The sequence below is a fragment of the Brasilonema octagenarum UFV-OR1 genome (assembly GCF_963888615.1).
GTDB classification, from domain to species: Bacteria; Cyanobacteriota; Cyanobacteriia; order Cyanobacteriales; family Nostocaceae; genus Brasilonema; species Brasilonema sennae.
Genome location: NZ_CAWPKW010000219.1, coordinates 33,036 through 53,682 on the forward strand (window position 1 = coordinate 33,036; position 20,647 = coordinate 53,682).

General features: G+C 42.2%; 16 protein-coding genes, 1 tRNA gene and 1 pseudogene. 9 read left to right on the forward strand and 9 right to left on the reverse strand.

Translation table 11 applies throughout. The features are described 5' to 3' along the window. Positions 1 to 197 precede the first annotated feature (197 nt). Positions 198 to 410 (forward strand): helix-turn-helix domain-containing protein, encoded by a 213-nt coding sequence (locus tag AC5590_RS16720; protein ID WP_169264668.1) that lies wholly within the window; start codon positions 198 to 200, stop codon positions 408 to 410. 242 nt (positions 411 to 652) lie between these two features. Here the strand turns inward: AC5590_RS16720 and AC5590_RS16725 are convergent, their stop codons facing one another. The 5 genes from AC5590_RS16725 to nuoH form a co-directional block, all read right to left on the reverse strand. Beyond that, complete coding sequence (locus AC5590_RS16725) at positions 653 to 1,576, reverse strand: NAD(+) kinase (protein ID WP_169264669.1); 924 nt, start codon at positions 1,574 to 1,576, stop codon at positions 653 to 655. A 4-nt stretch (positions 1,577 to 1,580) separates the two neighbouring features. After that, positions 1,581 to 1,886, reverse strand: coding sequence for an NADH-quinone oxidoreductase subunit NuoK (gene nuoK, locus AC5590_RS16730; protein ID WP_169264670.1), 306 nt, complete (start codon positions 1,884 to 1,886; stop codon positions 1,581 to 1,583). Between the two features lie 71 nt (positions 1,887 to 1,957). After that, a complete protein-coding gene (locus tag AC5590_RS16735) occupies positions 1,958 to 2,569 on the reverse strand; it encodes an NADH-quinone oxidoreductase subunit J (RefSeq protein WP_169264671.1) in 612 nt (203 codons plus the stop codon). An 82-nt stretch (positions 2,570 to 2,651) separates the two neighbouring features. Beyond that, entirely contained in the window at positions 2,652 to 3,233 is a 582-nt protein-coding gene (gene ndhI / locus AC5590_RS16740) for an NAD(P)H-quinone oxidoreductase subunit I (RefSeq protein WP_169264672.1), read from the reverse strand. Positions 3,234 to 3,287: 54 nt separating this feature from the next. Further along, the gene (gene nuoH, locus AC5590_RS16745; protein WP_169264673.1) at positions 3,288 to 4,406 is read right to left on the reverse strand and encodes an NADH-quinone oxidoreductase subunit NuoH; all 1,119 of its coding nucleotides are present in this window, start codon (positions 4,404 to 4,406) and stop codon (positions 3,288 to 3,290) included. Positions 4,407 to 4,503: 97 nt separating this feature from the next. Between nuoH and AC5590_RS16750 the strand changes: the two genes are divergently transcribed. Beyond that, the gene (locus tag AC5590_RS16750) at positions 4,504 to 4,665 is read left to right on the forward strand and encodes a hypothetical protein (protein WP_169264674.1); all 162 of its coding nucleotides are present in this window, start codon (positions 4,504 to 4,506) and stop codon (positions 4,663 to 4,665) included. 37 nt (positions 4,666 to 4,702) lie between these two features. On the opposite strand, the gene AC5590_RS16755 is transcribed toward AC5590_RS16750, so the two are convergent. The 4 genes and pseudogenes from AC5590_RS16755 to AC5590_RS16770 form a co-directional block, all read right to left on the reverse strand. Further along, entirely contained in the window at positions 4,703 to 5,839 is a 1,137-nt protein-coding gene (locus AC5590_RS16755) for a citrate synthase (protein ID WP_169264675.1), read from the reverse strand. A gap of 116 nt (positions 5,840 to 5,955) precedes the next feature. Then, a complete protein-coding gene (sixA, locus tag AC5590_RS16760) occupies positions 5,956 to 6,450 on the reverse strand; it encodes a phosphohistidine phosphatase SixA (protein WP_169264676.1) in 495 nt (164 codons plus the stop codon). A 210-nt stretch (positions 6,451 to 6,660) separates the two neighbouring features. Next, positions 6,661 to 7,943 (reverse strand): annotated as a pseudogene (locus tag AC5590_RS16765) (DHH family phosphoesterase). Positions 7,944 to 8,349: 406 nt separating this feature from the next. Next, the gene (locus AC5590_RS16770) at positions 8,350 to 8,847 is read right to left on the reverse strand and encodes an HNH endonuclease (protein ID WP_169264677.1); all 498 of its coding nucleotides are present in this window, start codon (positions 8,845 to 8,847) and stop codon (positions 8,350 to 8,352) included. A 280-nt stretch (positions 8,848 to 9,127) separates the two neighbouring features. On the opposite strand from AC5590_RS16770, the gene alr reads away from it, so the two are divergent. The 7 genes from alr (at position 9,128) to AC5590_RS16805 (ending at position 20,088) form a co-directional block, all read left to right on the forward strand. Beyond that, entirely contained in the window at positions 9,128 to 10,315 is a 1,188-nt protein-coding gene (alr, locus tag AC5590_RS16775) for an alanine racemase (protein WP_169264678.1), read from the forward strand. A 116-nt stretch (positions 10,316 to 10,431) separates the two neighbouring features. Then, positions 10,432 to 10,513: transfer RNA gene (locus AC5590_RS16780), tRNA-Leu, on the forward strand. Positions 10,514 to 11,850: 1,337 nt separating this feature from the next. After that, positions 11,851 to 12,918 carry a response regulator gene (locus AC5590_RS16785; protein WP_169264679.1) on the forward strand — a complete coding sequence of 356 codons (1,068 nt, stop codon included), beginning with the start codon at positions 11,851 to 11,853 and terminating at the stop codon, positions 12,916 to 12,918. 65 nt (positions 12,919 to 12,983) lie between these two features. Then, positions 12,984 to 13,361: a response regulator transcription factor gene (locus AC5590_RS16790; RefSeq protein WP_169264680.1), complete on the forward strand. Its 378-nt coding sequence runs from the start codon at positions 12,984 to 12,986 to the stop codon at positions 13,359 to 13,361. A gap of 5 nt (positions 13,362 to 13,366) precedes the next feature. Then, positions 13,367 to 13,864: a chemotaxis protein CheW gene (locus AC5590_RS16795; RefSeq protein ID WP_169264681.1), complete on the forward strand. Its 498-nt coding sequence runs from the start codon at positions 13,367 to 13,369 to the stop codon at positions 13,862 to 13,864. 64 nt (positions 13,865 to 13,928) lie between these two features. Further along, positions 13,929 to 16,763, forward strand: a complete 2,835-nt coding sequence (locus AC5590_RS16800; RefSeq protein ID WP_169264682.1) for a methyl-accepting chemotaxis protein — start codon at positions 13,929 to 13,931, stop codon at positions 16,761 to 16,763. Between the two features lie 265 nt (positions 16,764 to 17,028). Further along, positions 17,029 to 20,088 carry a hybrid sensor histidine kinase/response regulator gene (locus tag AC5590_RS16805; protein WP_169264683.1) on the forward strand — a complete coding sequence of 1,020 codons (3,060 nt, stop codon included), beginning with the start codon at positions 17,029 to 17,031 and terminating at the stop codon, positions 20,086 to 20,088. The last annotated feature ends 559 nt before the right edge of the window (positions 20,089 to 20,647 follow it).

The following is a 20,647-nucleotide window of genomic DNA, read 5'->3' on the forward strand; positions in this document are numbered from 1 at the left end:
AATTGAGCGAAGACAGCGTACGCTTACGCAAACACAACTCAATTAGGATTGCCATAGCTGGATGAAGTTGTGCATAACTTAGCAATAAGCACTTTACTATTATCTAGCCTGGAGAGAATTTAGCAAAGTTTTATTGATAATTTGACTAACGCTTGTTGAATTGTAAATTTGGTAACAGACGCACGGGAGGAACAACCATGACAGAAGAAAGCGTTTTTGAAGAAAGTAGTGGTAACGTTTTTGCTGATCTTGGCTTAGAGGATGCAGAAGAACTTTTTACCCGTGGCAAGATTGGGATTGTGGTACTTAACCTGTTAAAACAACGTAACCTGAAACAGCGGGAAATCAGCAAACTTCTTGGGATTCCCCAGCCAGAAGTATCGTATTTGATGAGAGGAGAGTTTCAATAGTTCAGTGAGGGTAAGCTGCTTATTTTCCTCAAGCGCCTCGATACCGAAATCACCCTGCAGCTTCGCCCCCGTCATGCGGGAACTCAAATAGCAGAAACAGTGATATCGTTGTAGGGGTTTATTGTGACTTTAACCGTGTTCTGCTGCCAGTTCTGCCTTATCTAAACAAACAAAGCCTGCAGAAGCAGGCTTCGTCTGGTAGTTGAGATCAAAAAGTCTATTGAGAAACTAGAAAACAACTCTCAATTCGCATGACTCGCACTACTATAGCGAATTCTTGTTCCTGCCCACAGCAACTTCTCTCGCAGCGTCTGATAATACGAGTTGTTTTCCCGTAAAATGATAAACTTAGCCCGACAATCTGCCATCCGCACATCAACACGGTGTCCGGGCCAAATCGAAGTTGCTAACACCCCATCAGTCCACAACTTGGTACTTAAATCGTAATCACCCAAAGGCCAAATGCTGACGACAGAACCAGGGGGTAACACGAGGGGACGACTAGAAAGACTCATCGGACAGATGGGAGTGATAGTAATCGCCTCCATACCATCATGTATAATCGGACCATTCGCAGAAACGGTGTAACCCGTAGAACCAGTGGGAGTAGAAATAACTAACCCGTCCCCTTGGTATTGATCGACGATCTCACCATCAATTTCCATCTCTAGAATTGAGGTAATCATCCTATCAGCGGAAGCGGGTTTGACACACATTTCATTTAAAGCCAGGTAGCGTTCAGACACTGGTTCCAAATGTGTCCTATCTCCCTCAAAGACTGAGGCTTGCAACATCATCCGCCGCTGCACAGCGTAACGATCTTCTAAGAGTCGATCCCAAACTCGTTCGGTGTCTTGAAATTCGTCTACAGACTCGGTTAAAAACCCCAGATGACCTCCCACGTTCACTGCTAGTATTGGGACGCCAGCCGGGGCTAGATGTCTTGCACCAGTTAAAACAGTACCATCACCGCCAAGTACCACAGCCAAGTCAATGGGTTGTCCAGCTGAAGCCAAAAATACCGGATATGGGTTATCTTTGGGTCCACTTGGTCCCATCAAAACCTGGCATTGGCGATGTTCTAGTTGCTTTGCACAAATTTCTGCCCAGCGTTTACTTTGGGAATCTCGTGCTTTATAAGCAATAATGACCTGTTTGAGCTCCACAGAATTACCACTTCAGGAGATTAAACTGCTCCATATCAACAGTGTCGCGGTTACGATAAATGGCAAGCACGATCGCTAAACCTACCGCCGCCTCAGCTGCTGCTACGGTAATAACAAATACGGTAAATACCTGACCCTTTATTGCTACTGAGTCTAGGTAATTGGAAAATGCCATTAAGTTGAGATTAACGGCATTAAGCAGCAACTCAATCGACATCAGCACTCTGACAGCATTACGGCTAGTAATTAAGCCATAGATACCGATGCAGAACAAAGCTGCTGCAAGTAGTAAAAAGTATTGGAGCTGCATGAATGTTGGTGTTCCCCCATTGTCAGTTATCAGTTGTCAGTTATCAGTTATCAATGAACAGTGATAACTGTTTACTGAATATTGCGGCTTGATTCACCGATTGAGACCAATTCTCTAGGACGTTCTGGTAACGTCAAAACTTGCTGTTGTTCTGAAGAAATGGTCTGTTCAGGCAGATACTCGCGACGTGCCAAAATTATCGCGCCTACCATTGCTATTAACAGCAAAATGGAAGCGAGTTCAAAAGGCAATAAAAAGTCAGTGAAGAAATGTTGACCGATTAAAACAATAGTGTTGCTTGGAGGTATGTCAGTAGACAGTGACCAAGGAGTTGCTAACACCATCGTACTTAAAAGTGCAAACAATCCCAAACTGACTACACCTGTGAGTGCTTTGCGTACCCAAGCAGTGGGGAAGGGTGCAAAAGCTTGCCGCTTGTTTACCAGCATAATGGCAAACAAAATCAACACGTTCACTGCGCCAACATAAACTAGCAATTGCGCTGCTGCTACAAAGTCACCATTTAGCAATAGGTATAGTCCAGCAATGCTAACAAATACGCCTCCTAGCAAAAAGGCTGAATGGACGATGTTTTCAAACAGCACCACACCGAGTGCTGTTCCAATCAACATCACTGCCAGTATGCCAAATGAAACAATCTGTACTCCTTCCGCAAGATTCACCGTTTTTTGTCCTCACTTAAAAGTTAATAGTCAAAGGTCAAGAGTCAAAAACTATGCACTGTTGACTCTTGACTAATTACCTTTACTTTTCCTGCTCTACAAGGTCTTCTGGACGCGCACCAGGGCGAGGTGCATCAGCAGGCAAACCGTGGGGATCAGTAACACCCTTCGGTAAATAAACGAGCTCACGCAAAGGTGTGACCATTGGGTCTAAAGTGACCTTGTAGGGCAAACGACCAAGCGCCACATTGTCATAGTTCAATTCATGGCGATCATAAGTAGAAAGTTCATAGTCTTCTGTCATTGACAAACAGTTCGTGGGACAAAATTCCACGCAGTTACCACAGAAGATACAAACTCCAAAGTCGATGCTATAGTGTTTGAGTTTTTTCTTTTTGGTTGCCTTATCGAAATCCCAATCCACTACTGGCAGGTTGATCGGACAAACCCGAACACAAACTTCGCAGGCAATGCACTTATCAAACTCAAAGTGAATCCTACCGCGAAATCGTTCGCTAGGAATCAGTTTCTCGTAAGGGTACTGCACGGTGACTGGACGACGCCGCATATGGTCAAAGGTAACAGAAAGACCCTGACCTATATAGCGACCAGCTTGCACCGCTTCTTTGGCGTAATCACCAACTTGCTTAAGGAACTTCAACATATTGTGTCTCTCTCTTTTGAAGTTATCAGCGTCATTTGTCCTTCGTGCTAATGACTAACCACCAAAGGCAAAGGGAAAGGCAAGTTTCAGGGCTGCAGTTAGTAGCAAGTTAACCAAACCAACAGGCAGCAAGAACTTCCATCCTAAATCTAGCAATTGGTCAATACGAACACGTGGTACTGTCCAGCGCAACAGAATTGCTAGAAAGACCAGGAAGTATGCTTTGAGTACAGTCATGGTGATTCCCAAGGAGGCGGTTACAACCTGCAACACGGGATTTGTTTCACTGACTCCCAAAGTGCTCGCTATCAGGTTAATGGGAATCGGAAAATCCCAACCACCCAGATACAAAACTGATACTAGCAGGGCAGAAAGGACCAGGTTAACGTAGGAACTCAGGTAGAAAAGAGCGAATTTCATACCAGAGTATTCAGTCTGATAACCAGCAACCAGTTCTTCTTCTGCTTCGGGTAAGTCGAAGGGTAATCGTTCGCATTCGGCTAGGGCTGCTATCCAAAAGATGATAAACCCAGCTGGTTGACGCCATACGTTCCAGCCAAGAATGCCATAACCGGATTGCTGTTCCACGATGTCGATGGTGCTGAGGCTATTGGACATCATGGCGACCGCCAGCACTGCAAGTGCCAACGGAATCTCATAGCTAATTGACTGCGCTGCTGCCCGCAACCCTCCCAGGAGAGAGTATTTGTTGTTGGATGCATAACCAGCCATCAACAAGCCAATAGGTTGAATGCTAGATAAAGCAATCCACAAGAACACGCCCATCCCAACATCTGTAATCACCAGATTCTGTCCAAATGGCACAATCAGGTAGGACAGAAACACTGGCAACACAACGATAATTGGACCAAGGGTAAATAGTAAGGCGTCGGATTTAGCTGGCACAACGTCTTCTTTGAAAACCAGCTTCATACCATCTGCTACTGGAGCTAGCAAACCTAAAGGACCAATATATTCAGGACCAATCCGCTGCTGTGCGGCTGCAGAAATTTTCCGCTCTAACCAAACGCAGGTTAGGACACCGACTGTAGCACCAATAATCATTAGTATCATCGGCACTGGCATCCAAATTGACTTGGCTAGACCAGCGCTTAGTCCCAAATCCATGAGGGATTCTATAAAAGTTCCTTGCAGATCAATTCCTGAATTCATGTCTTTTGCTCTTCAAGTCCTTTAGATCATTGTCCTTTACAACTATCCACACTTGTTAATAACTGTAAATTCGCTCATTAATATTTCTGCCTAAATCATGCAAAATTTAAGATTTTTTGCAATTCCCATGCCTAGTATATCGTTGGATGGTTTTCGCCCCTTTATCCAGACGAGAATTTCTACTGATGGTAAGGATTGGGATTTACGAAGAAAACCCTTAGTGGTGGGAGTGTGGCAGTCAGGGAGTGAGGGAGTGTAGGAAAATTCTCTGCTTCCCTCATAATCCCCTGATCACTCTACCGCTGGTCGATGGGAGTGTAAGAAACGTCATGCTTACCGTCGTAAACTTGGGTAGGACGGAAAATCCGGTTTTCTTCTAGCTGTTCTTTCCAATGTGCTAACCAACCAGCTACACGGGCGATCGCAAATATTGGCGTAAACAGATCTGTAGGAATTCCCAACTTCCTATACACCAAACCAGAATAAAAGTCAACGTTGGGATAAATTCCTTTGTGACCGAGTTTTTCCTGCACCACCCTTTCCATTTCTACGGCAATGTCATAGTACTTGTCATGCCCAAACTTGGTAAACAGCTGTTCTGCCAAGTTCTGTAAAATCGTGGCGCGTGGGTCTTTCACTTTGTAGACACGATGTCCAAAACCCATAATCTTGGCTTTGCGTTCTAGACAATCTTCTATGTAGGGACGGACATTTTCTACACAGCCAATGTCTTCCAACATCTCAACGACTTCTTCATTCGCTCCACCGTGTAGCGGTCCTCCTAACGTTCCCACCGCACTAGCTACCACTGCGTATGGATCAGTTAGAGTAGACGCTGTAACCCTTGCACTAAAGGTGGAGGCGTTCATTGTGTGTTCAGCGTGAAGTATCAAGCAGATATCAAAAATCCGCGCCGCCAATGGGTCTGGTACTTTCTCATTCAGCATGTACAGAAAGTTGCCAGAATAGTCTAAGTCCGCATGGGGACGTATTGCATCATTCCCATTTCGCATTAACTGGAACGCCGCCACCATTGTCGGAATCTTTGCTATGAGGCGAACGACAGCATCCCGAATGTAAGCAGGATTATTCAAGTCACGACGTGAATAAAACAAGCCTAATGCTGCGGCTGAGGCTTGGAGTGCATCCATCGGATGACCGCTTTCTGGAAAGCACTTCATCATGTCGCAAATGTGATATTTGATCCGTCTGTGAGAGTGAACTTCATCCTCAAATGCTGCGAGTTCTTTCGATGTAGGCAGCTCACCCCAAATTAGCAGATAAGCAGTTTCCAAAAATGTACTTTTTTCTGCTAGTTCCTCAATCCGGATGCCACGATATTCTAGTATTCCCTTTTGTCCGTCAACATTGCTAATACTGGATTGAGCGGCGGGAATGCCATCCAAACCAGGCTTATATTCGCACACCATCATGGCAACACCATCTGCTTTTTTTTTGAAAGATCTTTTCAGGCTAACTTACCAGAAATTGTTATCACCATAACAGTATCCGTTCTCCTAAAAATTCTTTCAGAAACGTTACTCTACTGTTAGAGCAAGTACTTGGGTGGCGTCAACCAAAACATCTGACTACGACCCAGAGGGGAGCCTTTTTCTGGTAGTTTTACCCCAATCATACCCGCTTTTTTCAAAACTAACGTTGCTTTTGCTTGTCCCCATAAAAGAATTTCTGCCCAAGCGCTCAAATCTGGTTCATGTCCAACCAAAGCAAGTTGGGTTTGGGGTGAATAATTTCTTGGACTCAACCAGTCTACAGCCCAATTTTCAATCCGACCATCTGGAGCGAGATAGGAACATTCCTCAACCTTGGAACTCAGTCCAGCGGCTATAAGAATTTCTGCTGTTTGGCGAGCTCGTAGTAAGAGACTACTCGCAATCAAATCAAAATGCAAACCCAGCTTTCGCAATCGCTGGGCTACTTTCTCCGTTTTTTCTCGACCTTCTTTTGTCAGTGAGCGTTCCTCGTCTTTAAGATCTGGTCGCCTTTCTTCAGCTATACCATGACGGATTAAATACAGTTCCACGGCGGAATGTCCTTTGTGAGCGTAAGCTGTTTGGAGGCGAGGCAGTGCGAATAAATGCTCGTCGATGCAAGTGGTGTTTTACCCATACAGTGGAGGAAATATCCCAAGGATATTTAGTCCTTAGTCCTTTGTCTTTGGTTACTAAGGACTAAGGAATGGCAGGTGCTATAACGCGCTTAACCCGCGTTGTAGCACTGCCTCCTGATGATTCTACTCCGACTGTATTGGATTATCTTTCGGATTCACCAATCTTAAAAGCTTCTGCTTAATCTGAGAATCGAAAACTTCCCATTTCATCTTCGCATAAGCAGAATTTTCATTACCTCCTGATAAGAAACCCATCGGAATTTCAAACCCACCTGCGCTTGTCCGTCCACCACCAAAAAGCGTCCGCTGCTATCTTGACCGAAGGCTTCTTTAATGAACTCATCAGGATCGAGGGTTAGTTTGGTTGTTCTTAAAGAACCAATCACCACCTCTAGTTCTTCATCTTCATCGTGAACAATACCGTACACCAAAGCTGTGTGGACGTTTTCTTCTGTCACAATAAAATCTGCCGCTTGGGGTATTGCATCGCGGTCATCGTAGCGTAAGTAACCAACACCAGCAATAGAAAAGTTATTTTGCACGATGCGGTTTTTGAGCGATCGCTCTATAACATCCATGACTCGCTTAGAACGATTTGCCTGTAGAATTGCGTTCAGCAACTGCGCGTCATAAAATTTACTCAAATACGCTGCTGCCATAAAATCTTCTTCCTGTGCTTGCATCAGTCTATTAGTATCCGATCGCAAGCCATGCATCAAGGCAGTCGCGCATTTTACATGTTGATTTATACTGCTATCTAGAGTCAGTAGTCCGTACTGTAAGTATTGAGTGAAAATCGTTGCTGTTGCTCGTACAGAGGGACGAACATCAAAAAAATCTGATTTCATGTCACTCTGTAAACTGTGGTGGTCAATAACCGCCACTATTGGTATCCCTACCTCTTGAACAACAGGTACTAGCTGAGAAGTCGTTCCCTGGTTGTCTATAAGAACAAAACCTTGGTAAGAAGATAAGTCCTTGCTTTTTAGTGTTTGTATTGTCCAACGCTGCGCGGGTAAGCCTGTCAGCTTGACCAAAGCGATATTTTCTTGGTGGCTCAAAGCACCAGCGTAAACGATGTCACATTTGATGTCATATTGCTGAGCTATGAGCTGGTAAGCCCAAGCACACGATAAAGCGTCAGGATCTGGAAAATCTTGAAGAATAATTAACTGGCGTTCTTGTTTATGCGCAAGAAACGTGTTGTGCAGCTCTTCTGATTTTTGATTTACCAATGAATTGTTACGCAGACCCACAAAAGAACCATCACCTACGAATGTTGTACCTGAGTGTCTAGTGAGTGGAACTTCTGCTAAATCTTTGTTGTCTATTTCAAAATCGTTTGGAGTAGGATCACCCGTTAATGGCAAACTCGAAATCTGAGTCACAGAAGAATTAAAGTGCATACGAAACGTTTTTATAAGTGTGAGGCTCCTTTTTTTCATCAATAGATACTACAGTTTGTATTTCAACACTTCAGCCACACATTACGATCTTTGCAGAAATATCAGAGCATGACATATTATCTCTGAGCCTCTTTTTTTGTCAAGAACTTATCGTTGCTAACTTGGCAGGAAAACGCCTTTAATACCTACCCCTGATTTTTTGGTAGATTTAGAACGCACCCTGTTGTTTTTGGTGTTGATATGTGTTATTCTAGCAAAAGTGACCTTGGCAATTAAACCGCTTAACTGCTGCTTTTTTGTTAGCTTTTTAGGTTGAGATATGTAAAGCTCTGTAAACAAGCTCAAATATCAAGCAAAGCCAAAAAAACTGACAATTATCTGCCTTGTTTAGATTTCGCAGAAGGTGTCAGAGTCCTATAACGTATTTTTGCCATTCTTGGTGAGTACCACTTTTTAGGTGCTTGGTGACCTCAAAGTAAAGACTACTATAAGGTCGGCGTGGATTATGACGTAAGTTCATGTGAGCTTCGTTGGGTGTACGACTACCCTTTCTAACATTGCAGCGGACACATGCTGTAACAATATTTTCCCAGGTATCGCCGCCTCCACGTGATCGTGGAATGACATGATCCAAAGTTAAATCATCGCCTGTGTAACCGCAATACTGACAAGTGTGACTGTCGCGATGTAGTAGATTTCGACGAGTCAAAGGAATCTCCTTATAAGGAACGCGCACATAGTGGCGTAACCTTATGACTGTCGGAAGCGGAAAGTCTAAGTAGAGTTGCGTGTTATTAAACTCTACTCGCTCTGCTTTGCCTTTAATCAGTAACACGACAGCTCGCCGCCAGCTCGTGATATTGAGCGGTTCGTAAGAGGCGTTTAAAACTAAAACCTTCCCCATTGATAGGCGCTCAGGCTATTATTTTTACATATATTAACACAATTATATTCAGCTTTGGTGATGAAAAAAAATTATACTATCCCAATAGTAAAAACTACAAATAATAAAAAGTCAAGATCTAAAAAGAATTCTCCTTTTTACCTAATTCTCGTGTTCATGATCTTGTGCCAATTGCGAAATCAGAGGTAAACTTCTTGATTAATCACGATTAGGCTTCTAGGAGTGAGAATGATCTAAATGATTTAGAAGCCAAAGACTGGTGTGATAGGAGTCATTCAAGATGTTGAGCCACGAGCAAACGTCCAGTGTAACCTCTAATCAGGAGTCAAATACCTACCCCTGGTTATCCCAACGTGCTTGGGTGGAAATTAACTTGTCAGCATTGTCGTACAACGTCAAGCAGGTTTTAAGGATACTGTCAGCGCACACCCAACTGATGGCAGTGGTAAAAGCCGATGCTTATGGACATGGAGCAGTTACAGTCGCCCAAACTGCGTTAGAATCGGGAGCCAGTTGGTTAGGAGTCGCTACAGTTCCCGAAGGAATTCAATTGCGAGAAGCAGGAATTAAAGCTCCAATTTTGATACTAGGTGCAACCCATACCCCAGAGCAAATTCATGCGATCGCTCAATGGAAACTTCAACCAACACTAATATCTCCCAAACAAGCTTTAGTTTTTTCCAATACTCTAGAAGCCATCAATTGTAAGACTCCACTCCCTGTACACGTTAAATTAGACACGGGAATGTCCAGGTTAGGAACAAATTGGCAGGAGGCTGCTGAGTTTGTTCAGCTTGTGGAACGCTTACCTCATCTGACTATCGCTAGTATATATTCTCACTTAGCAACGGCAGATAGTCTGGACCCTACAACAATGAAACAACAGCAACAACGATTTGAGCAAGTGATTGCTCAACTAAGAACAGTAGGGATAGAACCGCCTTGTCTACATTTAGCAAATTCAGCTGCTACCTTGAGCGATAAAGCATTGCACTACCATATTGTGCGTGTGGGTTTAGCTGTATACGGACTTTACCCAGCTGCTCATTTTCGCTTAAACATAGACTTGAAACCCGTTTTACAAGTCAAAGCACGAGTCACGCAAGTCAAAACCATTCCTCCTGGAACTGGCGTCAGCTACAGTCATCAATTTATTGCCTCAGATGAACTCCGTCTTGCTGTGGTGGGAATTGGTTACGCAGATGGAGTTCCTCGCAATCTTTCCAACAAAATGCAAGTCTTAATTCGCGGTCAACGGGTGTCGCAGATTGGCACAATTACAATGGATCAGTTGATGCTAGATGTGAGTGCATTACCAGATGTGCAAGAAGGCGAAGTCGTCACCCTACTTGGAACTGAGGGAAAAGAACAAATTACTGCTGAAGATTGGGCAAATCAGTTAAATACAATTTCTTGGGAAATTCTCTGCGGGTTTAAGCACCGTTTGCCTCGTGTTGCGATGACCTAGCTAATTCCGACACAAGCCCCTTAGCAGGTAGTTAAACAACTAACAACTAACCACGAAATAATTAAGCGTTAGATATTGCAAGACATAACTTTGTTATGATATAGTAGCTAACTGATGCGGATGTGGCGGAATTGGCAGACGCGCTAGATTTAGGTTCTAGTACCGCAAGGTGTGAAGGTTCAAGTCCTTTCATCCGCACTATAAAAGAATGGTAATTGAGTAATTATGTTCGCAGGTGTTTTTTATCACCCGTGTTATGTGTAAGTCTTAATTCTCCAATCCCCCTGATCAATTTTGAATTGATTAAGGGTGTTGGGGAATTGTTTTTTATGATCCCCTATGAATAGCCTGAGAGCGATCGCAAGGGAGCGCGGATCGCTAACCTATTGCCCTGAAGTGCTGTTAAGGTTTACGCTAAAACGTGTATTTTTTGGAGAGGCTAAGTATATTGTGAGATACGCCTCACCAATGCGTTCGCGAGAGTGTATGCCTGCTTCAGGCTAAGCGAACGCGAGTCCAACCAGGGTATCTTGTGGAGGAGATATATACAGTATTTGCCTCTATACACAAGGAATTTGTCCAAAAAGTCGGAAATATGTAGACTGCTAACTGAAAACATTAATTTATCAAAGTATAAAAATATCTAGCAAAAATAAAAGGTGATAATCCGTATCACTTTAAGGTTGATACAAATGGGCAGGATCTTGTGGAGGGTAGTCTCTTACCGGGGGAAATAATTGTAGAAAAATTATTTGTATCAAGCATTTCGTCAAATGATATGAGAGATTTTTTTGCTCTTTGTTTGGAGACTATAATTTTTCTTTAAAACGGCACTTGTCTTAAATGTCTTTTTTGTACTACAAAAGAATCTCTATAAGTAGAAATCGCTACAATGACAGTTGAGACAGTACACTATACACAACAGTCATTACAATTTTTTTTCATTCTTTCTCTTCTTGATCATTTAGTTATAATTCATACAAGTACATATGTCAAAGCTGTATTAAGAATGTGATTGGCAGATTTCACTTTTGGGGTATATAACAGACAGTGACACTGTTCTGTTACCCGGATATTTATGTTAACTTTACACACTTTACAAGTAAAAACACTGTCGTTTTAGCAAAATTTACCTGAGATTTACCTCGGTTCCAAAAACCGTATTATACTTAGGTACGAGTACTAAAGATAGCAGGGTTCCTCTGGCAATAAAAAGCAGTATTATCTCGGTTGGCATTAAACAAGGCTTACTTAGAGGTGATTTGCTTCATCTAGTCTTTACATTTTTTTAACTTGTTATGTAAAGATGTCTGCTAATCTCAGTATAAGTTAGTAAATTTAACTGGAATTTGCGAGTTATCTGAGGTTTTTTCTATCTTGATAGAAGGGTGCTGCCGCTGAGTTTTCCAACAAATCTTAAGGCTAGACTTTTGTACTTTTGATAACAAAAGCTATAAACCGTTTCAACGGACTTGTGGAAAACCCTGCATAAATTTAGCTCACACTAGCAAGAATTTAGCCTAAGTAAAAGCAAAATGAGCACAACTCCTCTAGGTAGCTACAAGTTTTTTCAGAAACTACATCCGCTATCTCTATTAGCACAATTAACAAGTCGGCGTGCTACAGGCTGCTTACAAGTATTTACAGAGTCGGCTTCTTGGTCAATCTATTTAGATGACGGTAAACTGGTTTATGCCTCTTCAGATAAAATGTTTGAACGGCTTGAAAATATTTTGGGGCGTTTGAGGCAGCAAACACATACTCTCAACAGTGCATCTCTTATGCGAGTAAGACTGATATTTGACCAAAATAAAGATCATCAGTCAACACCACAACCAGATTATCAGGCGATTTGCTGGTTAGTAAACGAAGAATACATCACTCCTCCCCAAGCCGCAGTTCTGATAGATGAATTGGCAAGAGAAGTACTGGAGTCATTTCTAATTGTAAAGCAAGGTAGTTATGAATTTAAGAGTGAAACTCTCTTAAATGAACTACCAAAGTTCTGTCGTTTGGACTTGAGATTACTTGTAGAAAATTGTCAAAAGCAGTTACGCCATCGCCAACAGACCCAATCAACCGTTGATAAGCAACTTGCCTCTCATTTCGAGTCTACCACTGAGGTTGCGCCAATGGGGCATCAAGTCAAGCTAGCAGAAGAATTGCCAAAACGGAATAATTTTGAAACGTCTGATATTAAGAACAACAAAGATTCTTACCAATCTCGTGAGAAGAGTGCATACACAGTTGCCTGTATAGATGACAGTCCAACAGTATTAAATTCTATCAAGCACTTTTTGGATGAAAGTACATTTTCTGTTGTGATGATCAACGATCCTGTTAAAGCTTTGATGCAAATTCTCCGCAGCAAACCTGACTTAATTTTGCTAGATGTAGAGATGCCAAATTTAGATGGGTATGAGCTATGTTCTTTGTTACGAAGGCATTCAGCTTTTAAAAATCTCCCTATTATTATGGTGACTGGCAGAACAGGATTGATAGACAGAGCAAAAGCAAAAATGGTAAGAGCCTCAGGCTATTTGACGAAGCCTTTTTCTCAATCAGATTTGTTGAAAATGGTGTTTAAACATATTGATAATTGAGGTAAATGTATAGGAAGAGTCACAAATTTTGATAAACACAATTTACTGATAAAGGAGACGTATAAGTGAGTATTACTTTACTTGGTACAATTTTGATTGTTGAAGATTCTCTAAGTGAATTGGAACTGATGAGCCATTATCTTGTAGAAAGTGGTTATAACGTTATTCAAGCCACTGGTGCAAAGGAAGCTTTAGAAAAAGCACAATCACAAAACCCAGACGTTATCGTTACCGATGTGGTTATGCCAGGAATGAGCGGTTTTGAGTTGTGTCGTTCTCTTAAGAGGAATCCGGTTACTCAAAAAGTGCCAATTGTTATTTGCAGTTCTAAAAATCAGGAGATTGACCGATTGTGGGCAATGAGACAAGGCGCTGATGCATACGTTACAAAGCCTTACACTCGGGAGCAGCTCCTACGAGCTATTAAATCAGTGGTCATTTGAATCAAATGAATAAATCCAAATTAGCACTTTCTATAAAACAAAATCAAAATAGCTTGGGGGATGGCTATCTTAGATTTAGGCTAAATAGACATACAGCTGCCACCCTGCCTATGAGGCACACGCAAGAAGCGATTGTTGTGCCACCTGAAACGATTTCATCGATGCCAAATATGCCTGCCTGTATCATAGGATTGATAAACTGGCGCAGTCGGATAGTTTGGGTGATCGATCTACCAAGGATGTTCAATCTTGAATATCTAGATAATAGGCAACGGATGTATAATGTGATAATTATCCGGGTAGATTCAGTCCTTTTAGGCTTAGTTGTACAAGAAATACAAGGTACAACTAAGTTTTTGCCTGATGAGATTCGCTCTCCCATGGGACAAGTTGCATCAAGCTTAACTCCCTATCTACGTGGTTGCGTTCTTCAACAAAAAGAAATGTTGCTTGTTTTAGATGCACAAGCAATTGTACAGTCTTCTATTCTCCGCTGTGATTAGAGTGTACTCAAAAGAAAACACTGATTTTTCATATGTTCATTCACCACCTTAGGAGAATATCTTTATGTTTAATAAAGCTGATGCAGCTAGGAAGAAGATTGATACTAAAAATGGATCATCTGTTTCTTCATCGGAAGATTTCACAGATGAAAGTAACCCTACAAAAGGATATACTGAAAGACGTGAGAAATATACACAATATCCTGCATCTTTAACTTTGAAGCGGTTAAGTTTAGGAACCAAAGCGACACTAGTTGCGATCGCCATTGGTACACTTCCAGTCTTAGCAATTGGAGCGCTTGCTTACTTAGTGGCCAGTAATTCCTTAACTAATAAAATTACTCAAATTCAGCAAGCAGAAGCCAATAGTCTGGCTGACAAAGTCAACCGTTTCATGATAGAACGGTATAACAATATTCAACTTATATCAAGTCTACCAATTTTTACAGATCCTAATTTTAGCAACACTTTTTCTCAAAAACAGAAACAAGAATTGCTGGATAAATTTGTAGATACTCACAAAGTAGATACTTACAAAGTCTATGATAGCATTGCTGTACTTAATTTAAATGGTGATGTTATTGCACAATCTCAGGGAAATTCAATTCCCAATCAAAGCAATAGTCAGGATTTTAAAGCAGTACGGCAAAACGACCGTTCTTATATCAGTCAACCAGAAGTCACAAAAAATACAGGAAATTCAACGGTTATTATCGCAGCACCTATTAAACGTAGCACAGGACAGACTCTTGCCATAGTCAAAGCTAGGATAGCTGTAAAAGCTCTAGATAATATCGTCAAAAATTATGCAGAATCAGGGCGTAAATACTATCTGACTGATGGTTCCGAAAAAATCTTCTTGGCAACGGATAATAAAGATATAACTAGAAGTGCCATAGCAACTTTTCCGAGCTTAGCACAACGGCAAGCACAAAAAAAAGACGATTCTTTTATTAGTGTTAATCAAGCTGATAACCAACAGCAACTTGTTAGCTACTCATCCAGAACGCAAGATGGATTGCCCAATTTGAACTGGCGATTCATTCTAGCAACAAATACAGCAACTGCATTTGAACCTCAAAGACAATTATTACTAACAGTTGCTGTCGGGACAGGATTGACAGCATTAATTGTCGCCCTGATTGCTGTGTGGTTAGCCAAACGAACCACACAACCAATTGTCAAAGCAACTACAGCAGTAGCAAAACTTGGGTTAGGAGAACTTGATACCCGTTTGGAGGTGCAATCAGAAGACGAACTCGGCATTTTGAGTCATAACATCAACCAAATGGCGTCGCAACTCCAAGCGCTAATCAAAGATCAAGAACTCGACACGCAAAGGGCAAAACTACTTACAGATATTACCCTACGTACTCGTAGAAGCCTAAAAGTTGAGGACATTTATAAAACAGCTGTTAGAGAAGTTCGTCAAGCAATGAAGACAGACAGGGTTATCATCTATAAATTCAACTTAGAAACCTTGGATGGAAATGTAGTCGCGGAATCGATCACAGCTGGTTTACCAAAAATGTTAGGCGTGGAAATCGACGACCCGTGTTTTCGAGAACGTCATGCAGAAAGTTATAAAGATGGTCGAGTGCGGGCAATATCCAACATCTATCAAGATGCTAGTCTGAGCAATGCAGCTTGTTACACCAAAATGTTGGAGAAATTTGCAGTCAAGGCAAATTTGGTAGCACCAATTATTATCGCGGGGCAATTGATAGGTTTGATGATTGCTCATCATTGTGACAGTCCCCGAAATTGGCAACAAACTGAGATAGATTTGTTTAGACAACTCGCCACTCAAGTTGGTTATGCTCTAGAGCAAGCCCAACTTCTTGAAGAGGTAGAAAAAGCACGGCAAGTAGCAGAAACAGTATCACAAGACGAACGCCAACAAAAAGAAACTCTACAAACGCAACTTCTGGAACTTCTTAGTGAAGTAGAAGGTGCAGCCAGTGGTGACTTAACAGTGCGTGCTGAAGTAACAGCAGGAGAAATTGGCACAGTTGCTGACTTTTTTAACTCTATCGTTGAAAGTTTGCGCTTGATTGTAACTCAAGTTCAACAAACTGCTACCCAGGTGAATCAGGCGATCTGGACAAACTCTGGAGCAATCGGTGAACTGACAGAGGAAGCACTGATTCAAGCCGAAGAAATCAACCGCACACTCTATGCAGTTGATGACATGAGTCAATCGATTCAACAAGTCGCATATAGCGCCCAGCAAGCAGCGAGCATTGCCAATAGCGCCGCCCAAACTGCCAAAAAGAGCGGCGTAGCAATGGATATGACAGTGCAAAACATCTTGTATTTGCGTGAAACAGTCGGCGAAACCGCCAAGAAAGTCAAGCGCTTGGGAGAATCAACCCAACAAATCTCGCGTGTAGTAGCATTAATTAATCAGATTTCCATGCAAACCAACTTGCTGGCGATCAACGCTGGAATCGAAGCCGCACGTGCAGGAGAAGAAGGTCAAGGTTTTGCTGTTGTGGCAGAGGAAGTCGGGGAATTAGCAGCCCGCAGTGCCGCCGCCACCACAGAAATTGAACAAATAGTCGAGAACATCCAACGCGAAACAACCGAAGTTGTACAAGCGATGGAGATGGGAACCACTACTGTTGTCGAAGGCACACGCATTGTCGAAGATGCCAAGCAAAATCTAGCTCAGATTTTGGAGATTTCACGTCAGATAGACGTTTTGGTGCAGTCGATTTCGACCGCCACAGCATCACAGGCGCAAACTTCGCAAACAGTCAGCCAATTGATGAAAGATATTGCTGCTAGCTCACAACGCACAAGCGATTCTTCTATGAGGGTTTCCCAATCTTTGCACGAAACTGTGGAGATTTCCCAGCAATTGCAAGCGACTGTTGGTACTTTCAAGGTGAATTAGTCATCAGTTTTTTGTCTAACTCTACCGAAAGACGCCCTACACAGGCAGCACCAGGGTGAGGCACCGCTTTTTGGAAGGTAAGCTCGAAGATAGGCGACTGTCGTACATAGTTTCACAACTTGAGTAAGTGCCGTGGCGTCCATGTCATTTGTGTCTAACTGATCAATGACTAATGAACGGCTGATGCTACAACGCGGGTGACCCGCAAGGGCGCACTGCCTCGTAAGTACTAATGACTCATGACTCATGACTGATAGCAAATATTATGTCACAAGACAAAGAATTAGAAATCCAGATGCAGTTTCTGGAGGAAGCGACTGATTACCTGAATACCCTGGAAGGGATATTGCTGGAACTCAATACCAACAGTCGTATTTCTCTAGAAAAAATCAATGCCGCACTTAGAGCTGCCCACTCAATTAAAGGTGGTGCAGGCATGATGGGATTTCGCGCCCTGAGTGATTTGGCTCACCGTCTGGAAGATTCCTTTAAAGTTTTAAAAACTAGAAAAAACTCTTTAGAAATTAACACGGAGTTACAAAGTTTATTGTTATCTGGAGTAGATTGGCTACGTCAGATAGTGGAATTTTTATCAGAAGGCAATGTTATAGAGGAGGAGTGGTTATCGACTTTCTGTTATCCAGTTTTTGAAGAACTGCATGCGCGTTTGGGTGATCCAACTCCTGAGGATGCAGCAACTATGCTGTCTCCCGAAGATGGGCAAGACATCATTCCTTTACTGTTTCAGACAGAAGTAGAAGGATGTTTGCAACGCTTAGAATCCGTGTTGGCAGATAGCGAACAACCTTGTTTAAAAGAAGAAGTTGCGATTATGGCAGCTGAGTTAGGTGGTTTGGGTGAAATGCTGCAATTACCAGCTTTTACTCAACTTTGCGAATCAGTGGCAAACCACTTAGAAGCAGCTCCTTCCTCTGAGATTGAAACAGTTGCCCGTGTGGCATTGGAAGCATGGCGGCGATCGCAAGCGTTGGTGATGACAAATCAACTAGATAGCTTACCAACAGAAATTCAGCTAGAGGATTTGGCTTTTGAAGCTGCAGCATATACTCAAACAGAACTGCTACAAGTAGAAGTAGCACCCCTGCTAGATCCAGAAACAGAAGTTTTTGAAACAGACATTCTGCAATCAGAGGAAACACAAGAAACTTGGTTGGATCGTCAAATCATTGCAGCTGATTTTGAAGCTTTAGAGGCAGCTTTTGCGGATGAGAGTAACGCTCAAGTTGAAGTGCCACAAAATCCGGAACCAGTTGTTGCTCAAGAAATTCCCACAACAAATTACAAATTTGTTGAACCGAAAGCGGAACAAACTGTTGGTAACAACAATAAGAGTGAACCTCAGGAAAATACAGTTCGAGTTCCTAGCAAGCAACTTGAGCAAATTAATGATTTGTTCGGGGAACTGATTATTCAGCGCAACGGATTAAATCTACAACTTGAAAGGTTACGCAAACTGATTCGTAATTTGAATCAGCGAGTGCAAGTTCTCGGCAGGGAAAATCAGCAATTACGTACAGCTTATGACAGGATATCAACTCAGAGTGTAATGTCATCTAGTGTTCCATTCCTGGCATTGCCACCGAGTCAAAACGTGGACGATTTCATCGGATTTGGCGATGACAACCAGACACAACGCCGGTTTGATTCTCTAGAAATGGATAGCTATAACGAATTAAACCTGCTATCTCAAGAAGTGATGGAAACCATCGTTCAAGTCCAAGAAGTCACAAGTGACATTCAACTCGGTCTTGACGATACAGATTTATTTGCCCGCAAACTCACCAAAACATCCAAGCAGTTGCAAAGAAAGCTGACTCAAGTACGGATGCGTCCGCTATCTGATATTGTTGATCGCTTTCCCAGGGCTTTGCGCGACCTGTGTGTAGAGTACGGCAAAAACGTCCAACTGAAAATTGAGGGTGCTGGTGTCTTAATTGAACGTAACATCTTGGAGGCTTTAAATGAGCCTTTGATGCATATGTTGCGAAATGCCTTCGATCATGGTATGGAAGATCCAGAAACACGTCGCGCCTCCGGTAAGTCAGAACAAGGATTAATTGAGATTAAAGGCACACATCAAGACAATCGGACAATCATTACTCTCAGAGATGATGGACGTGGGATTCCATTAGACAAAATCCGTACTCGTGCTATAGCTATGGGGTTAGAGCCTAGTCTAATAGCACAAGCTACTGATGAAGAACTGCTATCGCTGATTTTTGAGCCAGGATTTAGCACCTCTGAGCAAGTCACAGCCTTGTCCGGTCGCGGTGTTGGTATGGATGTGGTTCGCAGTAACCTCAAACAAGTACGGGGAGATATCAAAGTTGATACGGTAGCAGGCAAAGGGACGACTTATACTATATCAGTGCCGTTTACACTGTCAGTAGCAAGAGTCCTACTAATAGAAAGCAACCGAATGCTTTTAGCATTTCCCACAGATGTGGTTTCAGAAATATTCTTGCTGAATCATGAGCAAGTGTTCACAATGGCAACCAGCGAAGTCCTTAATTGGCAAGGAAACATGTTACCGTTGGTTCGTCTGGGTCGGCATTTAGAGTTTAATTGCCCCCGCTACGACAACCCGAATTTAGAAACTCCCCCTGCAATTAATGCTGCTAGTATACTTATCGTCAACCAAGGCAATCAACCAGTGGCGGTGCAAGTAGATCGTTGTTGGGGTGAGCAAGAAGTTGCTATCCGTCAAGTTGAAGGAAATATACCTTTACCCAGTGGCTTTAACAACTGTACGATTCTGGGTGATGGTCGGGTAGTCCCACTGGTCAATGCCAGCGAGTTACTTTACTGGATTGTTACCAACCAACGCACGCCTAAAACAAATCAACTACCATCGCCAAGGTTAAAGACCGTTTTCCTGACGCCAGCTGATGACCAATCACTGCTGCCAATTAATGAAAAAGGTACCGTTTTAATTGTAGATGACTCAATTAATGTCCGGCGCTTCTTAGCCCTGACTCTAGAAAAAGGAGGGTATCAAGTAGAGCAAGCTAAAGATGGTCAAGATGCACTCGAAAAACTTCAGGGTGGTTTAAGAGTTCAGGCTGTTATTTGTGATATTGAAATGCCTCGTGTTGACGGTTATGGCTTTTTAGGTCGGATCAAATCAAATACTGACTTTAGAAATATACCAGTCGCTATGCTAACCTCTCGCAGTAGCGATAAACATCGTCAATTAGCAATGCAATTAGGTGCTAGAGCCTACTTCTCCAAACCCTACAATGAGCAAGAATTACTGAAAACTTTGGATGAAATCATTTTTCCTTTGGCAGGAGCTTCTAACTAAAAAATCATGCTGATTAAAGGTTATGTCAAGAGTTAACAAGAGATAGTGCGTTGCCAGCAGTGATTCTGGTGGGGGAGCAACTACCAATAAAGCGCTTTGCTGATTTGTCTTAAAATATCATATGTAGCAAATTACTCCAATCTAATACTGATATACTGGCAACCTTTCCTAACCTCTAATACTTGAATCTGAACAGTATGCCGTACCCCAAAAAACGCCATGTGAAACTTCATATTCTCAATAAAAATTACATGACGCCTATATTTTCGTACTTTATTGCGACTAAAGGTATATTAATAAGCCAAAGTCTATTTTGAAACTGGCTCTGTGACTAGGTTTTAAACACCTGAATTCTTACATTTTGTTAATTGTAAAAATAATTAGTATATTAAGAATAATTCACAGCTAATCCACCAAACCATTATTGCTTCACTTCCCAAAAAAGTAAAAAATTTATCTATCTGTAGATTGATCATAGATAATTTAATCTAAAAAAAGATTTCAGCCCACAGGACGATTCATCTTTGTGGTATTGAAAGTAGAAAAAGTATGAGGCTGA

What these genes read in the sequence shown, in the direction of transcription:
- AC5590_RS16805 (WP_169264683.1), top strand. Translation starts at nt 17,029, where the DNA reads ATGTCACAAGACAAAGAATTAGAAATCCAGATGCAGTTTCTGGAGGAA.
- alr (WP_169264678.1), top strand. Translation starts at nt 9,128, where the DNA reads ATGTTGAGCCACGAGCAAACGTCCAGTGTAACCTCTAATCAGGAGTCA.
- ndhI (WP_169264672.1), bottom strand. Translation starts at nt 3,233, where the DNA reads ATGTTGAAGTTCCTTAAGCAAGTTGGTGATTACGCCAAAGAAGCGGTG.
- AC5590_RS16785 (WP_169264679.1), top strand. Translation starts at nt 11,851, where the DNA reads ATGAGCACAACTCCTCTAGGTAGCTACAAGTTTTTTCAGAAACTACAT.
- AC5590_RS16720 (WP_169264668.1), top strand. Translation starts at nt 198, where the DNA reads ATGACAGAAGAAAGCGTTTTTGAAGAAAGTAGTGGTAACGTTTTTGCT.
- AC5590_RS16750 (WP_169264674.1), top strand. Translation starts at nt 4,504, where the DNA reads ATGCAAAATTTAAGATTTTTTGCAATTCCCATGCCTAGTATATCGTTG.
- nuoH (WP_169264673.1), bottom strand. Translation starts at nt 4,406, where the DNA reads ATGAATTCAGGAATTGATCTGCAAGGAACTTTTATAGAATCCCTCATG.
- nuoK (WP_169264670.1), bottom strand. Translation starts at nt 1,886, where the DNA reads ATGCAGCTCCAATACTTTTTACTACTTGCAGCAGCTTTGTTCTGCATC.
- AC5590_RS16770 (WP_169264677.1), bottom strand. Translation starts at nt 8,847, where the DNA reads ATGGGGAAGGTTTTAGTTTTAAACGCCTCTTACGAACCGCTCAATATC.
- AC5590_RS16795 (WP_169264681.1), top strand. Translation starts at nt 13,367, where the DNA reads ATGAATAAATCCAAATTAGCACTTTCTATAAAACAAAATCAAAATAGC.
- AC5590_RS16800 (WP_169264682.1), top strand. Translation starts at nt 13,929, where the DNA reads ATGTTTAATAAAGCTGATGCAGCTAGGAAGAAGATTGATACTAAAAAT.
- AC5590_RS16755 (WP_169264675.1), bottom strand. Translation starts at nt 5,839, where the DNA reads ATGATGGTGTGCGAATATAAGCCTGGTTTGGATGGCATTCCCGCCGCT.